The sequence below is a fragment of the Paenibacillus sp. FW507-14B1B genome (assembly GCF_058781425.1).
On record NZ_JBYSWS010000003.1, the window covers coordinates 47,264 to 63,003 of the forward strand.

A 15,740-nucleotide genomic window follows, 5' to 3' on the forward strand; every position below is an offset into this window, starting at 1 on the left:
ACGCTGTTTGTTCTGTTGTTTTTGTTGCTCCTGCTGTTTAGAGTTATTACTTTTACTCATGCTGAAAGCCTCCTTTAACTTAATTCTGAACTTATTATGGCTTCAGCAGCAATTCTTTATCCCTGTCCACTAGAGGAAACGAAATTGTAAACGTAGTCCCTACGCCCTCTTCGGATTGAACCGTGATGGTTCCATGATGACGTTGAACGATACTCATACATAGAGCAAGCCCAAGCCCTGTGCCTTTACTCTTCGTCGTATAAAACGGTTCAAATAAACGATCCAGTTTATCTTTTGGAATACCGAACCCTGTATCTTTAACCCGAAGCTCTACACGTTCCCCCGCCATACGAGTCTCGATTGTCAGGTTTCCTTTGTCATCCATGGCTTCCATTGCATTCCGGCATAAGTTAAGTATCAATTGTTTCATTTCCTTGGCATTAAGATGAAGGCGTGGGACATAGTTACCCAGTCTCAGATCAATGCTCTGTCCGCGAAGATTGGCATCTGCCCACAGCAGAGGACTGAGCTCATGGATGATGTCATGAATATGACACTCTTCTTTTTCAGCAATACGATTCTGTGCGAGTGACAGGAAGTCATTAATTATTCCATTTGCCCGGTCCAACTCATCCATCACGATCCGGTAGTAATGATCCAAGGTTTCTGGACTCTTCTCTTTCATCAGTTGAAGAAACCCACGTACAACTGCCATCGGATTTCGAATTTCATGTGTAATACTGGCAGCCATTTGACCGACCATGCTTAGACGCTCAATATTGATAAGCTCACTCTTAAGCTTTTCTATCTCGGAGATATCTTGTACCACAATCACCGAATGCTCAATATACTGAGTAACTGAATCATATAGTGGAAAAGCTCCTACCGAGTAAATAGAGCCGCCTGTACGGATCGAATCCCAGCTAGAACGAGTTCCTTGCATCGACTTATTAATTCGTTGTTTCAAGAAATCTCGTTGCTCTACTCCCTCAAACGTTTCATAAAAGGCTCTGCCGATAAAATCCTCACCGCGTAAATGGGGATAGTTCTGCTTGTAATTCAAAACCAAATGCTCGTTTAACATCACTATATCGCCTTTTCGATCCACTACCGCCATACCCAAAGGAATCATATCCAAAAGCTGCTTAAGTAGTGTCTTATCCGATTCGGCTCGACAAGGAACATCAGGGAAAATGCGACTATACACTTTTTCAATATAATAAATAAGAAGTGCTCCGTTAAAAATGCTCAAAAGAACATATAAAAATGTCACCAAGATCATCTCTGAGGTGTGACCCGAAGCAATAACCCTACCTTCCAAAATAGGTGAAGCTACAACAATAATTAAGGCTGGAATCAGTCCAATCCAAAGACATCCAATCTTCTCCATGACGGTCCTCTGTTTAAACTGAGGTGAGAAAAAGAATAAGAGGAGATACATTGGCAGTCCCGTATGAAGCAAAATTCCTGTTAAAGAGAATCCGAATATAAGCTCATGACAGCCAACATACAGCAGCGACAACAACAAGCCGGACATTCTATTACCATATAAAATGCCGACAAACAGTGGTAGAATCCCTAAGTTAATCGGAAACAACCCATTATATGGAGTCGATAATCCGAAGCAGAGCAGAATACTTACCGCACAAGTTATAACAATGAGACTTTGATAGTTCTGTCTATCCTCTACCGTATTTCTTGATGAAGCATTATATTGCTTACTAAAGAGCAGTAAAATCTGAAAGGTGAACACACCGGACAGCATGATCTGTAGTAGTATGTCTTTAAATGCAACTAACACAACGCTTCATCACCCCAATTGCTTAAAGCCTCTGATAATGTTGATTAAATCACAGGCGACATAAGATTACAATACTTGTAAAATTATGCGAAAAAGAAAATAATCCTCAAACCTCCTTTCTTACCTCATAGGTTGGGATATGTGCAGATTGTGTTTATAATAGAAGTTATGTATACGTGAATTACCCCTAAAGGAGCTATGAGAAAACATGTCACAATATGATGTTATTGTTGTAGGAGGAGGGCCCTCTGGATTAATGGCTTGCGTTGCTGCAGCCGAACGGGGAGCATCTGTCCTACTGATCGATAAAGGAGATAAACTTGGACGTAAGTTAGGTATTTCAGGTGGTGGACGCTGTAATGTAACCAATGCCAAAGATACCGATGAACTCATTCAGCATATACCTGGAAATGGACGTTTTTTATATAGCGCTTTCCAGCACTGGAATAACCGTGACATTATGTCCTTTTTTGAAGGACTTGGAATTCCATTAAAGGAAGAAGACAACGGTCGTATGTTCCCTGTCTCAGATAAAGCTTCAAGTGTGGTTAATGCTTTGGTTGGTAAAGTGAAAGAGCTTGGTACCGATATAAAAACGAATAGTCCTGTTGAGCGGATTCTTTATAAAAACGGACAGGTAGCCGGTTTAGAATTGAAATCAGGAAAAACGTATAAATCCCCCTGCGTTATTATTGCTACTGGAGGTCAATCGGTTCCCCAGACTGGCTCTACAGGTGACGGCTATCCTTGGGCCGCTTCCGCAGGTCACACAATTACCGAACTTTATCCAACCGAGGTGCCCATTGTATCAACTGAAACCTGGATTGCTTCGAAAGAACTCCAAGGACTATCACTAAGAGATGTTGAGCTATCTGTCTGGAACCCAAAAGGCAAACGGGTTATCGCCCACCGAGGAGACATGCTGTTTACACACTTCGGTGTTTCCGGTCCAATTGCGCTGCGATGCAGCCAGTTTATCAGGCAGGTCCAGCGCAAATTCGATACCGTAAATGTAGATATGGCCATCGACCTATTCCCAGATCTTTCTCTTGCCGAGGTGGAATCAGCATTCAAAGATCGACTGGAGCAGGAACCTAAAAAAGCTGTCAAAAATGCTATAAAGGGATGGATACCGGAAAGAATGATCCCTCTTCTTCTCTCTAAGGCAGGAATAGACGGTGACACAGTCTGCAGTGGTGTCTCTAAAGCGTCCATCACAGCATTTGCAACGATTCTGAAGAAATTCTTATTCCGAGCCTGTGGAACACGCTCCCTGAAAGAAGCCTTCGTAACCGGAGGCGGTGTGAGTCTAAAAGAAATTCAACCCAAAACGATGGAATCGAAATTAATGCCAGGCCTATTCTTCTGTGGCGAAGTACTTGATATCCATGGATATACAGGTGGATACAATATTACAGCCGCTTTCTCTACCGGCTACACGGCGGGGAAACATGCAGCTGAATCAGCCCCTCTGCTGCGAGCCTAGTATCATGGTTTTAATAATAAAACGCGCCTTACTTCCTCTGCTAAGGAAGAATGGCGCGTTTTGTTATTTGGTCTAGTCATATTTTCGCTTCACGACTGGGAATGAAAAAAATGCAGGAATGACGATGGCACATAACATTGTTAGCGGTACTGCCGCGAGCACTCCTATAAGGCCAGGCCATAAAGACAACCCGAGCACGAGCGAGATCACAAACGCAGGAGGGATCATTAATGTGCGAACCGCTAGTGTACCTGCAGCTTTCTGCTGTACTCCCGTGAAGGGGAGAACTAATGAGAATTCATCTTCTGCAAACGCGTTCCAGCGCAGATATAGCAAGTAAGCCATTAGGAACATCAGAGCAGGGAATATAATTATTTTTACGACCGCCGGTGGAAATAATACAGCCGGAATACTCACCACAGAGAACTGTGCATAGAGCAGCAGATTCTCTGAACTTCGAAGAAATGCTTTGACCCCCGCTTCAGCAAAACGCTTATTTGGACTGCTGGATCGGTAAATCCGGCCTGACTTTCGGAATATCCATGTCTTACTCTTGACCCGTGGCACTTGACCTACAGCCTGTACAAGTAATTTACTCGTAAACCACATCCGCGTGCGGGCATCCTCTCTAACATCAGCCATAAAGCTGCCCTTCATGGAAATCTTACGTTGTATTAGAAATAGAATGACAACGATCAAGAGCAGCCATACTGCAATAAAGCTTACAACCGGTATATTCTGCAGCCATTCAACCAGTAACAAATAGAAGGAAAAAGAAGCGACTCGCAGTATCATCGAGTAGATCCATTGTTTCAACCCGGAGCAAGAAACTCGTATTCGATGAACAATTAGATTGGTACACCATGCCGCTGCCGAGGCAAGCATGACCCACACTGTCAATGTTCCAGCATCCAGTTCAAAACCTCGGTACAGAAAGGGCAGCACTATTAGAAAGAACAACATTCCCTTTAACCCAGTAATGATTAGACTATAGGATATGCCTCTTACCATGAGGCCCTTCATCCAATCAGGATGCTGTCTCAGAAAAAGCACATCCCCTTCTTCAACGAACAAGAGAGTGTTGCCCGAGAACATATATAATAGAAGAACAGCTGCTATCTGAGGAGGTATCCATGGAAGCCAAGCCGGAAGTGGCGAGGTCCACAGCTCCATATATAACCCCCCGCCAATAAATAGAAAAGGGATTAAGATGTATAGCATGACGGTCCAATCGACCATCGATTTCATCACCGAGATTTGATATTTCCAGTGGCTGAGCATCCGCCGTCTAAAAAGCCGCCCTGGGTTATGTATTGGAGTTCTCATATAAGCGCATCAAAACAATCAAAGAGTGAAGCTCCTGACAGCCCGGCGGCGCTGCGAATATCCTCTAAATTCCCCTTCGTCGTTACACGACCTCCGGAGATAAGTACAAAGGAGTCACAAATCTTCTCCGCTGTATCCAGTACATGTGTAGACATCAATATTCCAGCTCCACGCTGCCTCTCTTGGTCCAGCAGCGCCAGGAAATCCTTCGTCGCACGCGGATCTAGTCCAATAAAGGGTTCGTCCACAATGTATATGTCCGGCTCAGACAAAAACCCGATCATAAGCATCATTTTCTGCTTCATCCCTTTGGAGAATCCGCCCGGCAGTTCGTCCCGGACATGTTCCATACCGAATTGCTGAAGTAGACGGGAAGCCTGCTTCTCAAAATAGTCATCGTCTAGACCAAAGGCAGCTGCTGCTAGATCGAGATGCTCCCACAGTGTGAGATCATCATAAAAGACAGGCTGCTCTGGTACATATGCATATCTCGGTGGATTACCCGCAATCTTCACTTCGGCCTTAGCGTCTTTAAGAAGCCCCATCACCGTCTTAATTGTCGTGCTCTTGCCAGCTCCGTTCGGTCCGATCAGGCCAAGTAGTTCCCCCGCTGAAACGTTGAAATGTATATTATGAATACGTGGACGTCCTGGTTCATAACCAGCTTCTTCAATATTGACCTCCAGCACGAGCGGACCGTATTGTTTACCTAATTCCATCATAACGCTTCTCCCCTGCCATTCATGTGTTTATATATAACTTCATAATAAAGCATCTCTAATCATTACGCAGGGGAAGTAGAATTGTTACAACCGATTGTTTAGAGCGCTGACTCCCTCACAGCTTGAACTGGTAAGCTTTCGTCCAAGGTATTATTGTCCTTCCGCTCAATCTTGCCTTTAAGTGCAATCAGAATGAATCCGAGCATAGCTGTGCCCATACCAGAAATGATAAAGGTCATAACAGGACCCCAAGCAGTGACTAAGAATCCTCCAAGCATCGGTCCAACGATAACCGCCGCGCTCGTCAAACTTCCCACCGTCCCAAAGACACGACCTGTCATATGCTCTGGAGTTCGTTTCATCAGCAGCATTTGGAACGGTATGAATACAAATCCGCCCCCTGCTCCCGCTAAAAAGAAGGCAGTAAAGAGAATCACGTAAACCATTGCCTCAGGCAATGGAGATACGACAGCGACTGCAGAAATGGCAAATACAATCCCCGTTGCAGCTGCACCGACACCCATTTTGCTAAGCGTGCTCCATCCTATTTTGCGAACAATCAGAACGGCTAACAAAGTACCAAAGCCACTTGCAGAAATACAGTATCCTAGCATGTTGTCTGCAACTCCAGGAATCATCCGGAACAGCGTTACGGTTTGAGTATCTGCCATCTGCAGTACTAGAAGCACGGAGCATAAAGTCACGAGACCGCTCAGAAGAAGAGGCATACTGTAAATAACAGATAGTCCAGTACTGATGTCTTGCCAAAATGATTTTGTATCCGACTTGGAAGCCTCAGTAGGGATACCGTTCCCCACTCCTCCCACAGAAGCGCTTTTTGGTCTTCCTTGAACACCGATCAATAGAAGCGCTGATATCAGAAAAGTAATGGATGTCACCACAAAGCACATCCGTATTCCAAATAACGCCATCACAAGCCCGCCTAATGCTGGTCCAATGATCTTCATCATCTGCTCCACAGATGAGCTAAAAGTAACAGCCTGATCGAGATGCTGCGGCTGAACAACCTCTTTCACTTTTCCGCTCTTCGCCGGGGAAAACAGAACATCCATCAGTCCTTTTAAGACGAGTAATATATACACCTGCCATAAGCTTCCTGAGAACAAGATGCCTACCAGTATTAACGCTCTAACCAAATCCGATACAATCATGAGCATTTTTCGATCAAAACGATCCCCGATCACGCCCGCTATTGGACCACCGACCAGAACAGGAAGAGCCATGCTTAACGTTACCGCCGTGATTTCCCAAGGGGTCGCATTCCACTTTAGTCCGACCATTGTCAGAAGAGCGACCAAGTATAGCCACTCCCCAAGATTGGAAACGAATTGTGCAGCAAGCAGCATCATGAAATTTCGATTGCGGGTAAGACTGTTACTCCTATTCTTGTGTACATTCTGATCCATCATTCCATCCCCTTAACCATTACGAATTATTGGTAAGTTTAGTATAGAATTCGGAATCTGATGACGTATCGGTCTCAAGAAGGGGTTTACCCCTGACCATGGGGATGAAATGAGCAGGCCTTTTTATTTTTAAATATAAAAAATAAGTCTAATTGTGATAAATCACATGTTCCTATTAAACAGATTAGAGTAATCTATACTCAAGCAATCTGAAAATCTATGGCATGACCAAAAAGGCGGGAAGAAGCATGATTCTGTCACATGAACGCGATACACAGTTGTCATTGCACCTATATCGGGTTTTTGCCAAATCATTCAAGAGTGTAAGTGAACATGCTGTAGCCGGTAGCAAAATCGAAGGGTTCAACCCTACAGCTTTTGCGGTTATGGAAGTTCTCTATTACAAAGGGCCTCAACCCATTCAACAAATTGGTGCCAAACTGCTGCTCCAAAGCGGAAATGTCACTTACGTTATCGACAAACTAGAAAGCAAGGGATACCTGCTTCGCAGACCTTGTCCGAAAGATCGTAGAGTGATTTACGCTGAGCTAACTCCTGAAGGAGAAGCGCTGATGAACGAGCAATACCCGCAGTATGCGGAACGGATTCATTTTGCTCTCAGCGGATTATCGGAAGAAGAGAAAGATCAGATGATCCATCTTCTAAAAAGACTAGGAAAACAAGCTGAGAAGCTCTCACCATTGATGAGAAAGTGAAATATAGCACAAACTTACCGGCGGGTCTATTCTCGCCGGTCTTTGTCCTGCTTTATCTGAAATGTACTTGGATTACAGGATTATATATCAAAAGGCTGATCCTAGAACTCCTGTTTAGGAGTATTTAAGATCAGCCTTTTTTTGGATGTTAATGTTGAGCTGGAGAAGTATGGAGCTCATCTGGTCCATCTGCCGCTTCGTCCTCTGGCATAGGTGGCCGATTATTATAACGAGCAACAATGATAAAGCAGACCAATGCAATGACTGCCATGAAAATAAACAAAGAGTTCAGACTGCTCTCAAGCACCTGTTTCAGTAGCCCGCTGGATTCAGCCGGAAGATTTACGTCACCATGCGGTGTAAGCAGCTTGTTGATATCATCTCCGCTAATCTCAGATCCGGATGGCTCTGCGGCAATCCTTCTTGCTATACCACTATTAAGCCACGTACCAAATACAGCAACCCCTACGGTCTGTCCTAAAGTCCGAATGAATGTGTTTAGCGCAGTAGATGCACCGCGCAGCTGATAGCTAACAGAAGATTGCGCGATGATGGAGAAAAGTGTAGATATATAACCAAAGCCCAAACCGTATACAAATGTAAATAGGAACAGCAAGATGAGCGGAGTTCCTTCATGTGTAAAGGCAAGTCCTACCGCTCCAGCAGCTAATCCAATAACACCGATCAGCGCCGTTTTTCGTGAACCCGTCTTCATAATCAATCTTCCGCTTGCAACAGATCCGAACAACCAGCCGATAGACATCGGAGCGAGTGTAAGACCAGATAATGTTGCATTACCACCCCTTACCCCTTGAATCCAAAGAGGAAGATAGGTAGTTAGTCCAATTAACAATGCGCTAACTAACAAATTGGCAATGGTGGACACTGAAATATCCCGGATACGAAATAGTTTGAGGGGAACCATAGGCTCCACTGCCTTAGCCTCAACGAATAAAAAGGCAACCAACAGAACAACCGATGTGATCAGAATGCCTAGCATCATTGGTGATGACCATGGATAGGCCTGTCCACCTGCCGCCAGAGCGAACAATAGCAGTGTCATGCCTACCGTAAACAGCCCAGCTCCAGCGAAGTCAATGGATACGTGGCGCTTTTCTCTTTTCTCATCGAGATAACGATAGATCAGCCAGATCGAGACTAGACCGAATGGAACGTTGAATCCAAAGATCCAGCGCCAAGACAAGTAATCAACGAAATAGCCGCCAAGTAGCGGACCCACTAACGAAGAAATTCCCCATACGGAACTAAGCATGCCTTGAACCTTCCCGCGTTCCTCTAATTTATAGATGTCCCCAATGATCGTAAACGTAACAGGGATAACTGCACCTGCACCAATACCTTGTATGGCACGGAATATAATAAGCTGGGTCATGCTTTGTGAAAATCCACATAATAACGAACCAATAAGAAATAGTACAGATCCGTACAAGAACACGGGCTTACGTCCGTATAGGTCACTAATTTTCCCGAAGATCGGTGTTGTTACCGCCATCGTCAACAGATAGGAAGTGAAGATCCAGCTCATCAGGCTAACGCTGCCGAAATTCCCGATGATTGCGGGCCCTGCTGGGCCAACAACCGTACCTTCAATAGCTGCAAGAAAAGTCGATAGCAGTATTCCTGCAAGAATGAAGCCGCGTTTGGTTTGATTTAAAGTATTCACTCATAATTCTCCTTTACTTAAAGACAGCCCCTCTTAGGAAATGTAAGAATTGGCTATCCCAATGATGCCAAAGTGTATATATTTATCATGTAAAAGACGCTTCCTGTGAGCAGGAGCGCCTTCACCTGTATTTTGCGCAATATTACTATTATAGTGGTTTGAACGGGAGAAGGACAGACATCATTTTTCAAACATTAGGATGGACTAAAGATCAGGACTCCATAATGCACGCTCCCACTCCATGCGAAGCAGCGAGAAAACATTAACATCTACATATCCTGAACTTGTATGCCTATATTGCCGAAGAATGCCTTCATGTGCAAAACCGAATCTTCCAAAGAATCCACTTGCCTGTTCATTACGGACATCCGACAAGGCTTCAATTCGATTCAGTCCCATGACTTGAAATCCGTATTCAATTGCCAAGGAAGCCGCCTCTTGCATATACCCTCTGCCCCAATATGAACTTGCCAACTCACAGCCAAATTCTCCTCGATAGGCGCCTTCGAGCTGCCATCCGTTAAACCCGCAACTCCCGATAATCACTCCGCTGTCTTTCAGTTCGATCCCCCAGCGAATGGAATCATCGGACTCCGATAGCTCATTAAGCAGCAGTATCAGAGCCTCTGCATCTTTTTGCTCAACTATGGGGGGCAGATACAAGTACCGCGCTGTTCTTTCGTCAGCCCAGCACGGATACAAATATTCCGCATCACGCACGGATAACCTTCTCAGACGTAGTCTGCTCCCCCGAAGCTCCGGTATGCTCCCATGGCATCGATACATTCAATAGACACTCCTTTAGTCCAATCCAGATGAACTTAACTATCTCAAGCCGCCCCTGAATTATGTACAGTTCAATCTAATCATCTTATGTTAAAAAAACTTGACTTGTCCTTTAACTTTTCGGTGATACTAGTCTGTGTATTACAATGAGTCATTAGTCAAGTCACCGGGGCAGTCGCTTCTATATTGAGTCACACGGAACGTTCCCGTCAATATTAGATCCCTCGTCCCCGCTGAATCTAACGGATGAAGAGGAGGAGCATTCTTAATGTACATCGCGGTCATCATTGTGTTATTGTTAGCTGCACTTGCGGCAGGTATTACTCATTTTGGATATGTGCAAATCACCCAGATGAGGGTAAAGAATGATCTTAATCTGTTCGCCATCCTTGAAGGCCTCGGCTTGTACAGCAGAGATCGCTATGAAGCATTGGTTAAACAAGAAATCGTACTTACAAGCATTGACGGGCTGAAGTTAAGTGGTGCGGCCATCAAGCCATATCCTGATTCCAAGCGCTGGATGATTATCGTACACGGATACACGGGCTCCAGGGCCGTCTCCACTCAGTTCATTGATATATTCACCGATGAAGGCTATAACGTTCTTCTTATTGATCAACGTCGGCATGGCCAAAGTGAAGGACGGTATACCACCTATGGTTATTATGAGAAATACGACATTCAGACCTGGGTAAATTGGCTTGTAGAGCAGCATGGTGTAGATACCAAAATTGGGCTTCATGGTCAGTCTCTTGGAGGCGGAACGGTCCTAGAGTATTTATCCATAGCTGCACCTCAGGTTAAAGCTGTTATTGCAGACTGCCCTTATTCTGATCTGACCGATCTGATGAAGCATCAAATAACGAAACTCAACAAAATTCCTTCTGTCCCTTTTTTCCAATGGGTCAACAATCGAATTCGAAAAAAAGCTGGCTTTAGCTTTGAGCAAGTCAGCCCGATCCGCTCTGTACGAAATAGTCACATACCGGTGATGTTCGTTCACGGCACCAAGGACACCTATGTACCCACTCGAATGAGTCTAGAAATGTATGATGCAAAACCAGGTCCTAAAAAGCTTGTACTTATCGAGGGTGCAATTCATGCCAACGCGTATCATATTGGACCGAATCAATATCGCGATGAAATTCACTCTTTCCTGAATGAGTATATAGGCATACGAGAACCAAAAGCTGCCGCCGAGCAGAGTGAAATGGATTATTTCCAAGATAACTCCCTCGGAACCGTATAAAAAACAGCCCCCAGAAAGGTTAGCACTCTTTCGGGGGCTGTTTCGCTGCGGGACAGAAAACCGCCTAATCTAAACATTGTTTAAACTATAGTATCTGCTTGTTTCCGTTTTACCGGTTTAAGCACCTCATCACTCAGCTCTTTCAGTCTTCGTTGAATTTCTTTAAACTCCTCTATTCCTGCCCCTGTGATGCTGTAACCATCACCGTGAGATGTCAAGAAATTCTCCTCCGTCAACCGCTCAAGCTCCTGCTTCACTTCACGATCAGCAACCTTATAACCGTGACGCTCTAACTCGGGTTGCATATCACTTATTGTGAGATCCCGTTCATGGGCGTGATAGAGCATATGAATGCCAATAAACAAGTTTTGTACATCTGCACGCATTCCGTTCTCTCCCTCCACTCTTCAGGCTGCGGCCTGGTATCAACAATCATTACCCCGCCAGATTACTCTGGAATCAGACGATCCTAGTAACCGTTGTTCCCATAAACCTTCATGCTTGACGCCATCCAAGTGGTGTACTATCTTAAATTAATTAAGATTAGTCACTACATCCAAGAAGGGAAGATGCATATGTTCCAAAATATATCCTATGGGGGCACACGCAGTGAACAATTCTCCCAAGTCCTTCAACAGCTTAAAGCACTTATTCACGATGAGCCCAGCGCCGTAGCTAATCTCGCCAATGCGTCAGCACTGCTCAATCATTTTCTAACAGATATCAATTGGGTTGGATTCTATCTTTATGACGGTAAAGAGCTTGTACTTGGTCCGTTTCAAGGACTTCCCGCTTGTATTCGTATCCCCATGAATCGTGGTGTATGTGGAACAGCAGCTGGTGAACTTCGTACACTTGTTGTCGATGATGTCCATCAGTTTCCAGGGCATATCGCTTGTGATGCCGCATCCAATAGCGAAATTGTGGTACCTATCTTAAAAGATGGACATTTATATGGGGTGTTGGACATAGACAGTCCGCTAAAGAGCCGTTTTGATCAAGAGGACCAACAATTCCTTGAACAGTTTGTACACATTCTAGAGGGTCAATTATAAACTCTCACATGTTATTACATGTGCTGCTCTGCATAGATCTTCATGCCATCACGTAGATACTGTGCTAGTTGAGGATGGTAGCCAGCATATAGTTGCTTAAAATCTTCATGATCCACATAAAGCTCACCAAGGCCGCTATAGATCTCTTTTGTAGGGGTATAGAAGTGACTTACCCATTCATAGTGACGCTTGATGACCATTTGGACGGATGGGCTACCAGGATCCTCACCCTTTTCCAGAGCATTACACAGATCGATATAGATCCGATCTGCTTCTCTTTGGGTGTTTAGATAATCATCTTTGGACCATTTGGGGTTAGCTTCCTCCGAATGCTCAGTGGTTGACGGCTTCGCGCTATTATTGTTCGGTGTCTGGTTTCTCTCTTGATCCTGCAACGTTAAATCGAAGCCGTCATAAAGCCGCTGATGGGATAGTTCATTCCCTCGCTTCAAATAATCAATCGTATAATTAATCGTATCGATCAACACCTGAATACGGTACTGCTTACTAAGCAGTCGCTCTTTGTGGAACAATAACTTATCAGTATTATCCATCTTCTGATCTATTCGTATTCTAATTTCATCTACGGTTAAACCTACCTCACGATAAAGCATGATCTGCTGCAACTTTAACAGATGACTCTCCTCATATAACGAAGATCCGTTTGTGGTCACGGTTGTTGGAATCGGACTCAACAGGCCTATCTCATCATAATAAATCAATGTTTCTACACTGACACCTGACAAGCGCGATAATTCTACTACCGTATACGACATCTATGTTTCACCTCCATCCTTCCAATCATCTAAATCCTTTTTGATTTCATTTATCAGAGACATTTAATAGTACTAATATATATAAGGTTCAACCGTTTTAAGGATCAATTAAACATAAGATCCCCCTTTATTTTTCCATGTATCTTTATTTTTCACTTTACATTTACTTGTTAATCTTCCATTCCTTTATCCCGCATATGTTTAACACCCACAAAACCAAACCTTGTATGTATGTAACTATCATTTCACATAAAAAAAAGGATCATCTCGTAAGATGTCCTTTAATGGGTTATGTGGTATGAATAGCTTGGACACGACCGACTTGTCCGTCCTGTAAACGGACCTTAATGCCATACGGATGTCGAGGAGAGTTAGTGAGTATATCCTTCACAATACCGCGTGTCAGCTTTCCTGTCCGCTGATCTTGCTTCAATACAATATCGACTTCAATACCCGGTTTAATATCGGAACGATTCTGTCCATTCATAAGATGTCACTCCTATTTATCCATCATTCGTTGATTGGATTCTGATTAAGTTACACCATACGAAATTATATCCACAATTGCAAATATAAAAAAAGCGGAGAACAGGTGTTTAAACCTGATCTTCCGCGTTTAATATATAATGCTATAGCTTTAAAGTACACTTCCACCGAAGAGGACACGATTCTTCCAAGAGCTACTGAAATCGCCGACCAATACACCACCCGATTTCTGGGAGTACGTGTGTAAGAGCTTGTTATCTCCTAAGTAGATCGCTACGTGGGTAATACGTTCCTTGGACTTGTCGATACCTGCATAATTAGATGCAGAGGAGCCCTTATAGCTCATGAAGAAGACTAGATCGCCACGCTTCAACTGACTGATCTTGCTGACATCTGTTCCTTTATCTTTGATCCAAGCGCCTTGGGTGCGGGAATTGCTCGGCAGTTTAATGCCAGCCCCTTCCAAGTATGCCTGACGAACAAAGTCTGAGCAATCGAACGTTTTGGTATTATTACGGTCCGATCCATACTCATATGGCGTGCCTAGGTATTTCATACCTGTCTGGATAACCTTCTCGATAACGGCAGAGCTATTCGTATTCGAATTGCTATTATCGTTAGATGAGCTTCCACCATTTCCTGTATTGGAGCTGCTCACTGTGATGTATTTTGAAGAAGCATAGCCTTGTTTTCCCGTGCTTGTCTTTACTTCATACCATGAGCTGCTGGTTTTGTTGATAACTTCAACCTTCTCGCCCTTTCTAATCTGCGTAATAATTTTACCCGATGTAGATGGCTTACTTCTTAAATTAACATTCCCTTTCGCTTGTCCCTGCTGTACAGTGACCTGAGCAGTTGATGCAGCTGCTGCATAAGTCGTTGTTGATCCGTATGTGTAAGAACTCATAACTGCTGCAGACAACATCGCCCCAGCCATTACTTTTTTCCAATTCATTTTCATCATGATGTTTTCCTCCTGATGTCGTAAAGATTCTAGGATGTCGAAATAATGATCTTCGTCTTCCCGTCCCCCATTATAGACAGGCTAAAACCGGGACGGCATGCTCCCATTCTCACAAAAAAGACCACCAAATTTTGTAATTAACTAGGACTTTTGTCGCAAATCACACATAATGGTGGGTATGTAGGATTATTCTTCAAATGAGATTTTCGTATATTTTCCATGGCATAAAAAAAAGAACCGTCAGCCCACGAATATGTGGAGGCGATCCTCTGAATGTAATCTTTGTTCACTTATTGCTTTAAGGTCTCTTCGCATAAAGTGAATAACCCGGATTCTCTGGAACATCAATTAAAATCATTCGTAAACCCTCAGCAGCGGTCAGCTGGATAGATTCCTCGGTATCTGAACTGAGCAGCACAACGTCTTGATGGCGAAACTTTAATTCTTCCCCATCCGCTTGTCCACTAAAGCTTCCACTACCTCGGATGGCAAGTGCGCTTAATATACGCCCGGTCTGTAAGGAATAGTCCATCACTTTGCCAGCATGAAGTTGAACCTCGTACATTCTTACGTCCACAGATACATCAGCAGGAGATCCATCACCGATGACTGTCTTTAGAACGGTACCATCCTCACGCTTGATATGAAAATCGCAGTGTCGATATTGTCGAAAAGATGGATTTTGCTTCAATGCATCTCTGAGAAGAGGCTCTAACCATATCTGAAATCCCTCTGCATCCGGTCCTATAAATCGTTCCTCATGCTGAATTCCAGAACCAGAACGCATTAACTGTAAGCCGCCGGCATCCACTTCGCTTTTCGTGCCGAGTTTATCTATATGAATTGCCCTGCCATGTATCATATAGGTGATAATTTCAAATCCTTGATGCGAGTGCAATCTTACATAGCCTTCAAGAGGTGCGTAAAACCAGGACCAGTAAAATAAAGGACCTACCCGTGTAATAGCAGAGCCCTCTCCCGATAAGCCGATTGGCTTCAACTCCGAAATCTTCCTCCCATCGATAAAACCCTTGACTTGCAATTCGGGCGGATATAGCATCCCTCTCATGTCCTGTCTCCTCCTTACAATTTTGTATGATTTCTGTCTCTTGAACTCATAATATACAACTTTAAGATATTATCAAGTATGGCTATACTAGTATTATTTGGACTGCTTTTCAGCTTGCATTCAGTCTACTTTTAGGAAATCCTCAGACTTGCGTTGTATCATAGTTGTTAGTTGTCTTAAAATCTTAGAGCTA

15 protein-coding genes are annotated in these 15,740 nt (G+C 43.9%); 4 read left to right on the forward strand and 11 right to left on the reverse strand.

The window, feature by feature from the left end; all coding sequences use genetic code 11:
• Window positions 1–94: 94 nt before the first annotated feature.
• Window positions 95–1,801 (reverse strand): ATP-binding protein, encoded by a 1,707-nt coding sequence (locus AC3WJJ_RS15860; RefSeq protein ID WP_492542161.1) that lies wholly within the window; start codon window positions 1,799–1,801, stop codon window positions 95–97.
• Window positions 1,802–2,009: 208 nt separating this feature from the next.
• Here AC3WJJ_RS15860 and AC3WJJ_RS15865 point away from each other — a divergent pair, with 208 nt between their 5' ends.
• Window positions 2,010–3,287, forward strand: coding sequence for a BaiN/RdsA family NAD(P)/FAD-dependent oxidoreductase (locus tag AC3WJJ_RS15865; RefSeq protein WP_492542162.1), 1,278 nt, complete (start codon window positions 2,010–2,012; stop codon window positions 3,285–3,287).
• 72 nt (window positions 3,288–3,359) lie between these two features.
• Here AC3WJJ_RS15865 and AC3WJJ_RS15870 read toward each other — a convergent pair whose 3' ends face one another.
• The 3 genes from AC3WJJ_RS15870 to AC3WJJ_RS15880 form a co-directional block, all read right to left on the reverse strand.
• Window positions 3,360–4,613: an ABC transporter permease gene (locus tag AC3WJJ_RS15870; RefSeq protein ID WP_492542164.1), complete on the reverse strand. Its 1,254-nt coding sequence runs from the start codon at window positions 4,611–4,613 to the stop codon at window positions 3,360–3,362.
• Window positions 4,610–5,332 carry an ABC transporter ATP-binding protein gene (locus tag AC3WJJ_RS15875; RefSeq protein WP_492542166.1) on the reverse strand — a complete coding sequence of 241 codons (723 nt, stop codon included), beginning with the start codon at window positions 5,330–5,332 and terminating at the stop codon, window positions 4,610–4,612. Before AC3WJJ_RS15875 ends, AC3WJJ_RS15870 begins: the two co-directional genes overlap by 4 nt.
• Before the next feature lie 101 nt (window positions 5,333–5,433).
• A complete protein-coding gene (locus AC3WJJ_RS15880; protein WP_492542168.1) occupies window positions 5,434–6,762 on the reverse strand; it encodes an MFS transporter in 1,329 nt (442 codons plus the stop codon).
• A 248-nt stretch (window positions 6,763–7,010) separates the two neighbouring features.
• Here AC3WJJ_RS15880 and AC3WJJ_RS15885 point away from each other — a divergent pair, with 248 nt between their 5' ends.
• Entirely contained in the window at window positions 7,011–7,478 is a 468-nt protein-coding gene (locus AC3WJJ_RS15885) for a MarR family winged helix-turn-helix transcriptional regulator (protein ID WP_422659699.1), read from the forward strand.
• A 148-nt stretch (window positions 7,479–7,626) separates the two neighbouring features.
• Here AC3WJJ_RS15885 and AC3WJJ_RS15890 read toward each other — a convergent pair whose 3' ends face one another.
• Together AC3WJJ_RS15890 and AC3WJJ_RS15895 are read right to left on the reverse strand one after the other, a co-directional pair.
• The gene (locus AC3WJJ_RS15890; RefSeq protein ID WP_492542170.1) at window positions 7,627–9,162 is read right to left on the reverse strand and encodes an MDR family MFS transporter; all 1,536 of its coding nucleotides are present in this window, start codon (window positions 9,160–9,162) and stop codon (window positions 7,627–7,629) included.
• 204 nt (window positions 9,163–9,366) lie between these two features.
• Window positions 9,367–9,948: a GNAT family N-acetyltransferase gene (locus tag AC3WJJ_RS15895; RefSeq protein ID WP_492542171.1), complete on the reverse strand. Its 582-nt coding sequence runs from the start codon at window positions 9,946–9,948 to the stop codon at window positions 9,367–9,369.
• A gap of 268 nt (window positions 9,949–10,216) precedes the next feature.
• Here AC3WJJ_RS15895 and AC3WJJ_RS15900 point away from each other — a divergent pair, with 268 nt between their 5' ends.
• On the forward strand, window positions 10,217–11,197 hold the full coding sequence (locus tag AC3WJJ_RS15900; RefSeq protein WP_492542172.1) for an alpha/beta hydrolase: 981 nt from the start codon (window positions 10,217–10,219) through the stop codon (window positions 11,195–11,197).
• 80 nt (window positions 11,198–11,277) lie between these two features.
• Here AC3WJJ_RS15900 and AC3WJJ_RS15905 read toward each other — a convergent pair whose 3' ends face one another.
• Window positions 11,278–11,583 carry a hypothetical protein gene (locus tag AC3WJJ_RS15905; RefSeq protein ID WP_492542174.1) on the reverse strand — a complete coding sequence of 102 codons (306 nt, stop codon included), beginning with the start codon at window positions 11,581–11,583 and terminating at the stop codon, window positions 11,278–11,280.
• Window positions 11,584–11,772: 189 nt separating this feature from the next.
• Between AC3WJJ_RS15905 and AC3WJJ_RS15910 the strand changes: the two genes are divergently transcribed.
• Window positions 11,773–12,252 (forward strand): GAF domain-containing protein, encoded by a 480-nt coding sequence (locus tag AC3WJJ_RS15910; RefSeq protein ID WP_492543048.1) that lies wholly within the window; start codon window positions 11,773–11,775, stop codon window positions 12,250–12,252.
• 14 nt (window positions 12,253–12,266) lie between these two features.
• On the opposite strand, the gene AC3WJJ_RS15915 is transcribed toward AC3WJJ_RS15910, so the two are convergent.
• The 4 genes from AC3WJJ_RS15915 to AC3WJJ_RS15930 all read right to left on the reverse strand — a co-directional run bounded on the left by AC3WJJ_RS15915 (window position 12,267) and on the right by AC3WJJ_RS15930 (window position 15,547).
• The gene (locus AC3WJJ_RS15915; RefSeq protein ID WP_492542176.1) at window positions 12,267–13,028 is read right to left on the reverse strand and encodes a MerR family transcriptional regulator; all 762 of its coding nucleotides are present in this window, start codon (window positions 13,026–13,028) and stop codon (window positions 12,267–12,269) included.
• A 289-nt stretch (window positions 13,029–13,317) separates the two neighbouring features.
• On the reverse strand, window positions 13,318–13,515 hold the full coding sequence (locus tag AC3WJJ_RS15920) for a YwbE family protein (RefSeq protein WP_492542178.1): 198 nt from the start codon (window positions 13,513–13,515) through the stop codon (window positions 13,318–13,320).
• A gap of 150 nt (window positions 13,516–13,665) precedes the next feature.
• Window positions 13,666–14,478, reverse strand: coding sequence for a C40 family peptidase (locus AC3WJJ_RS15925; RefSeq protein WP_492542180.1), 813 nt, complete (start codon window positions 14,476–14,478; stop codon window positions 13,666–13,668).
• Window positions 14,479–14,776: 298 nt separating this feature from the next.
• Window positions 14,777–15,547: a pirin family protein gene (locus AC3WJJ_RS15930; RefSeq protein ID WP_492542182.1), complete on the reverse strand. Its 771-nt coding sequence runs from the start codon at window positions 15,545–15,547 to the stop codon at window positions 14,777–14,779.
• Between the last annotated feature and the right edge of the window lie 193 nt (window positions 15,548–15,740).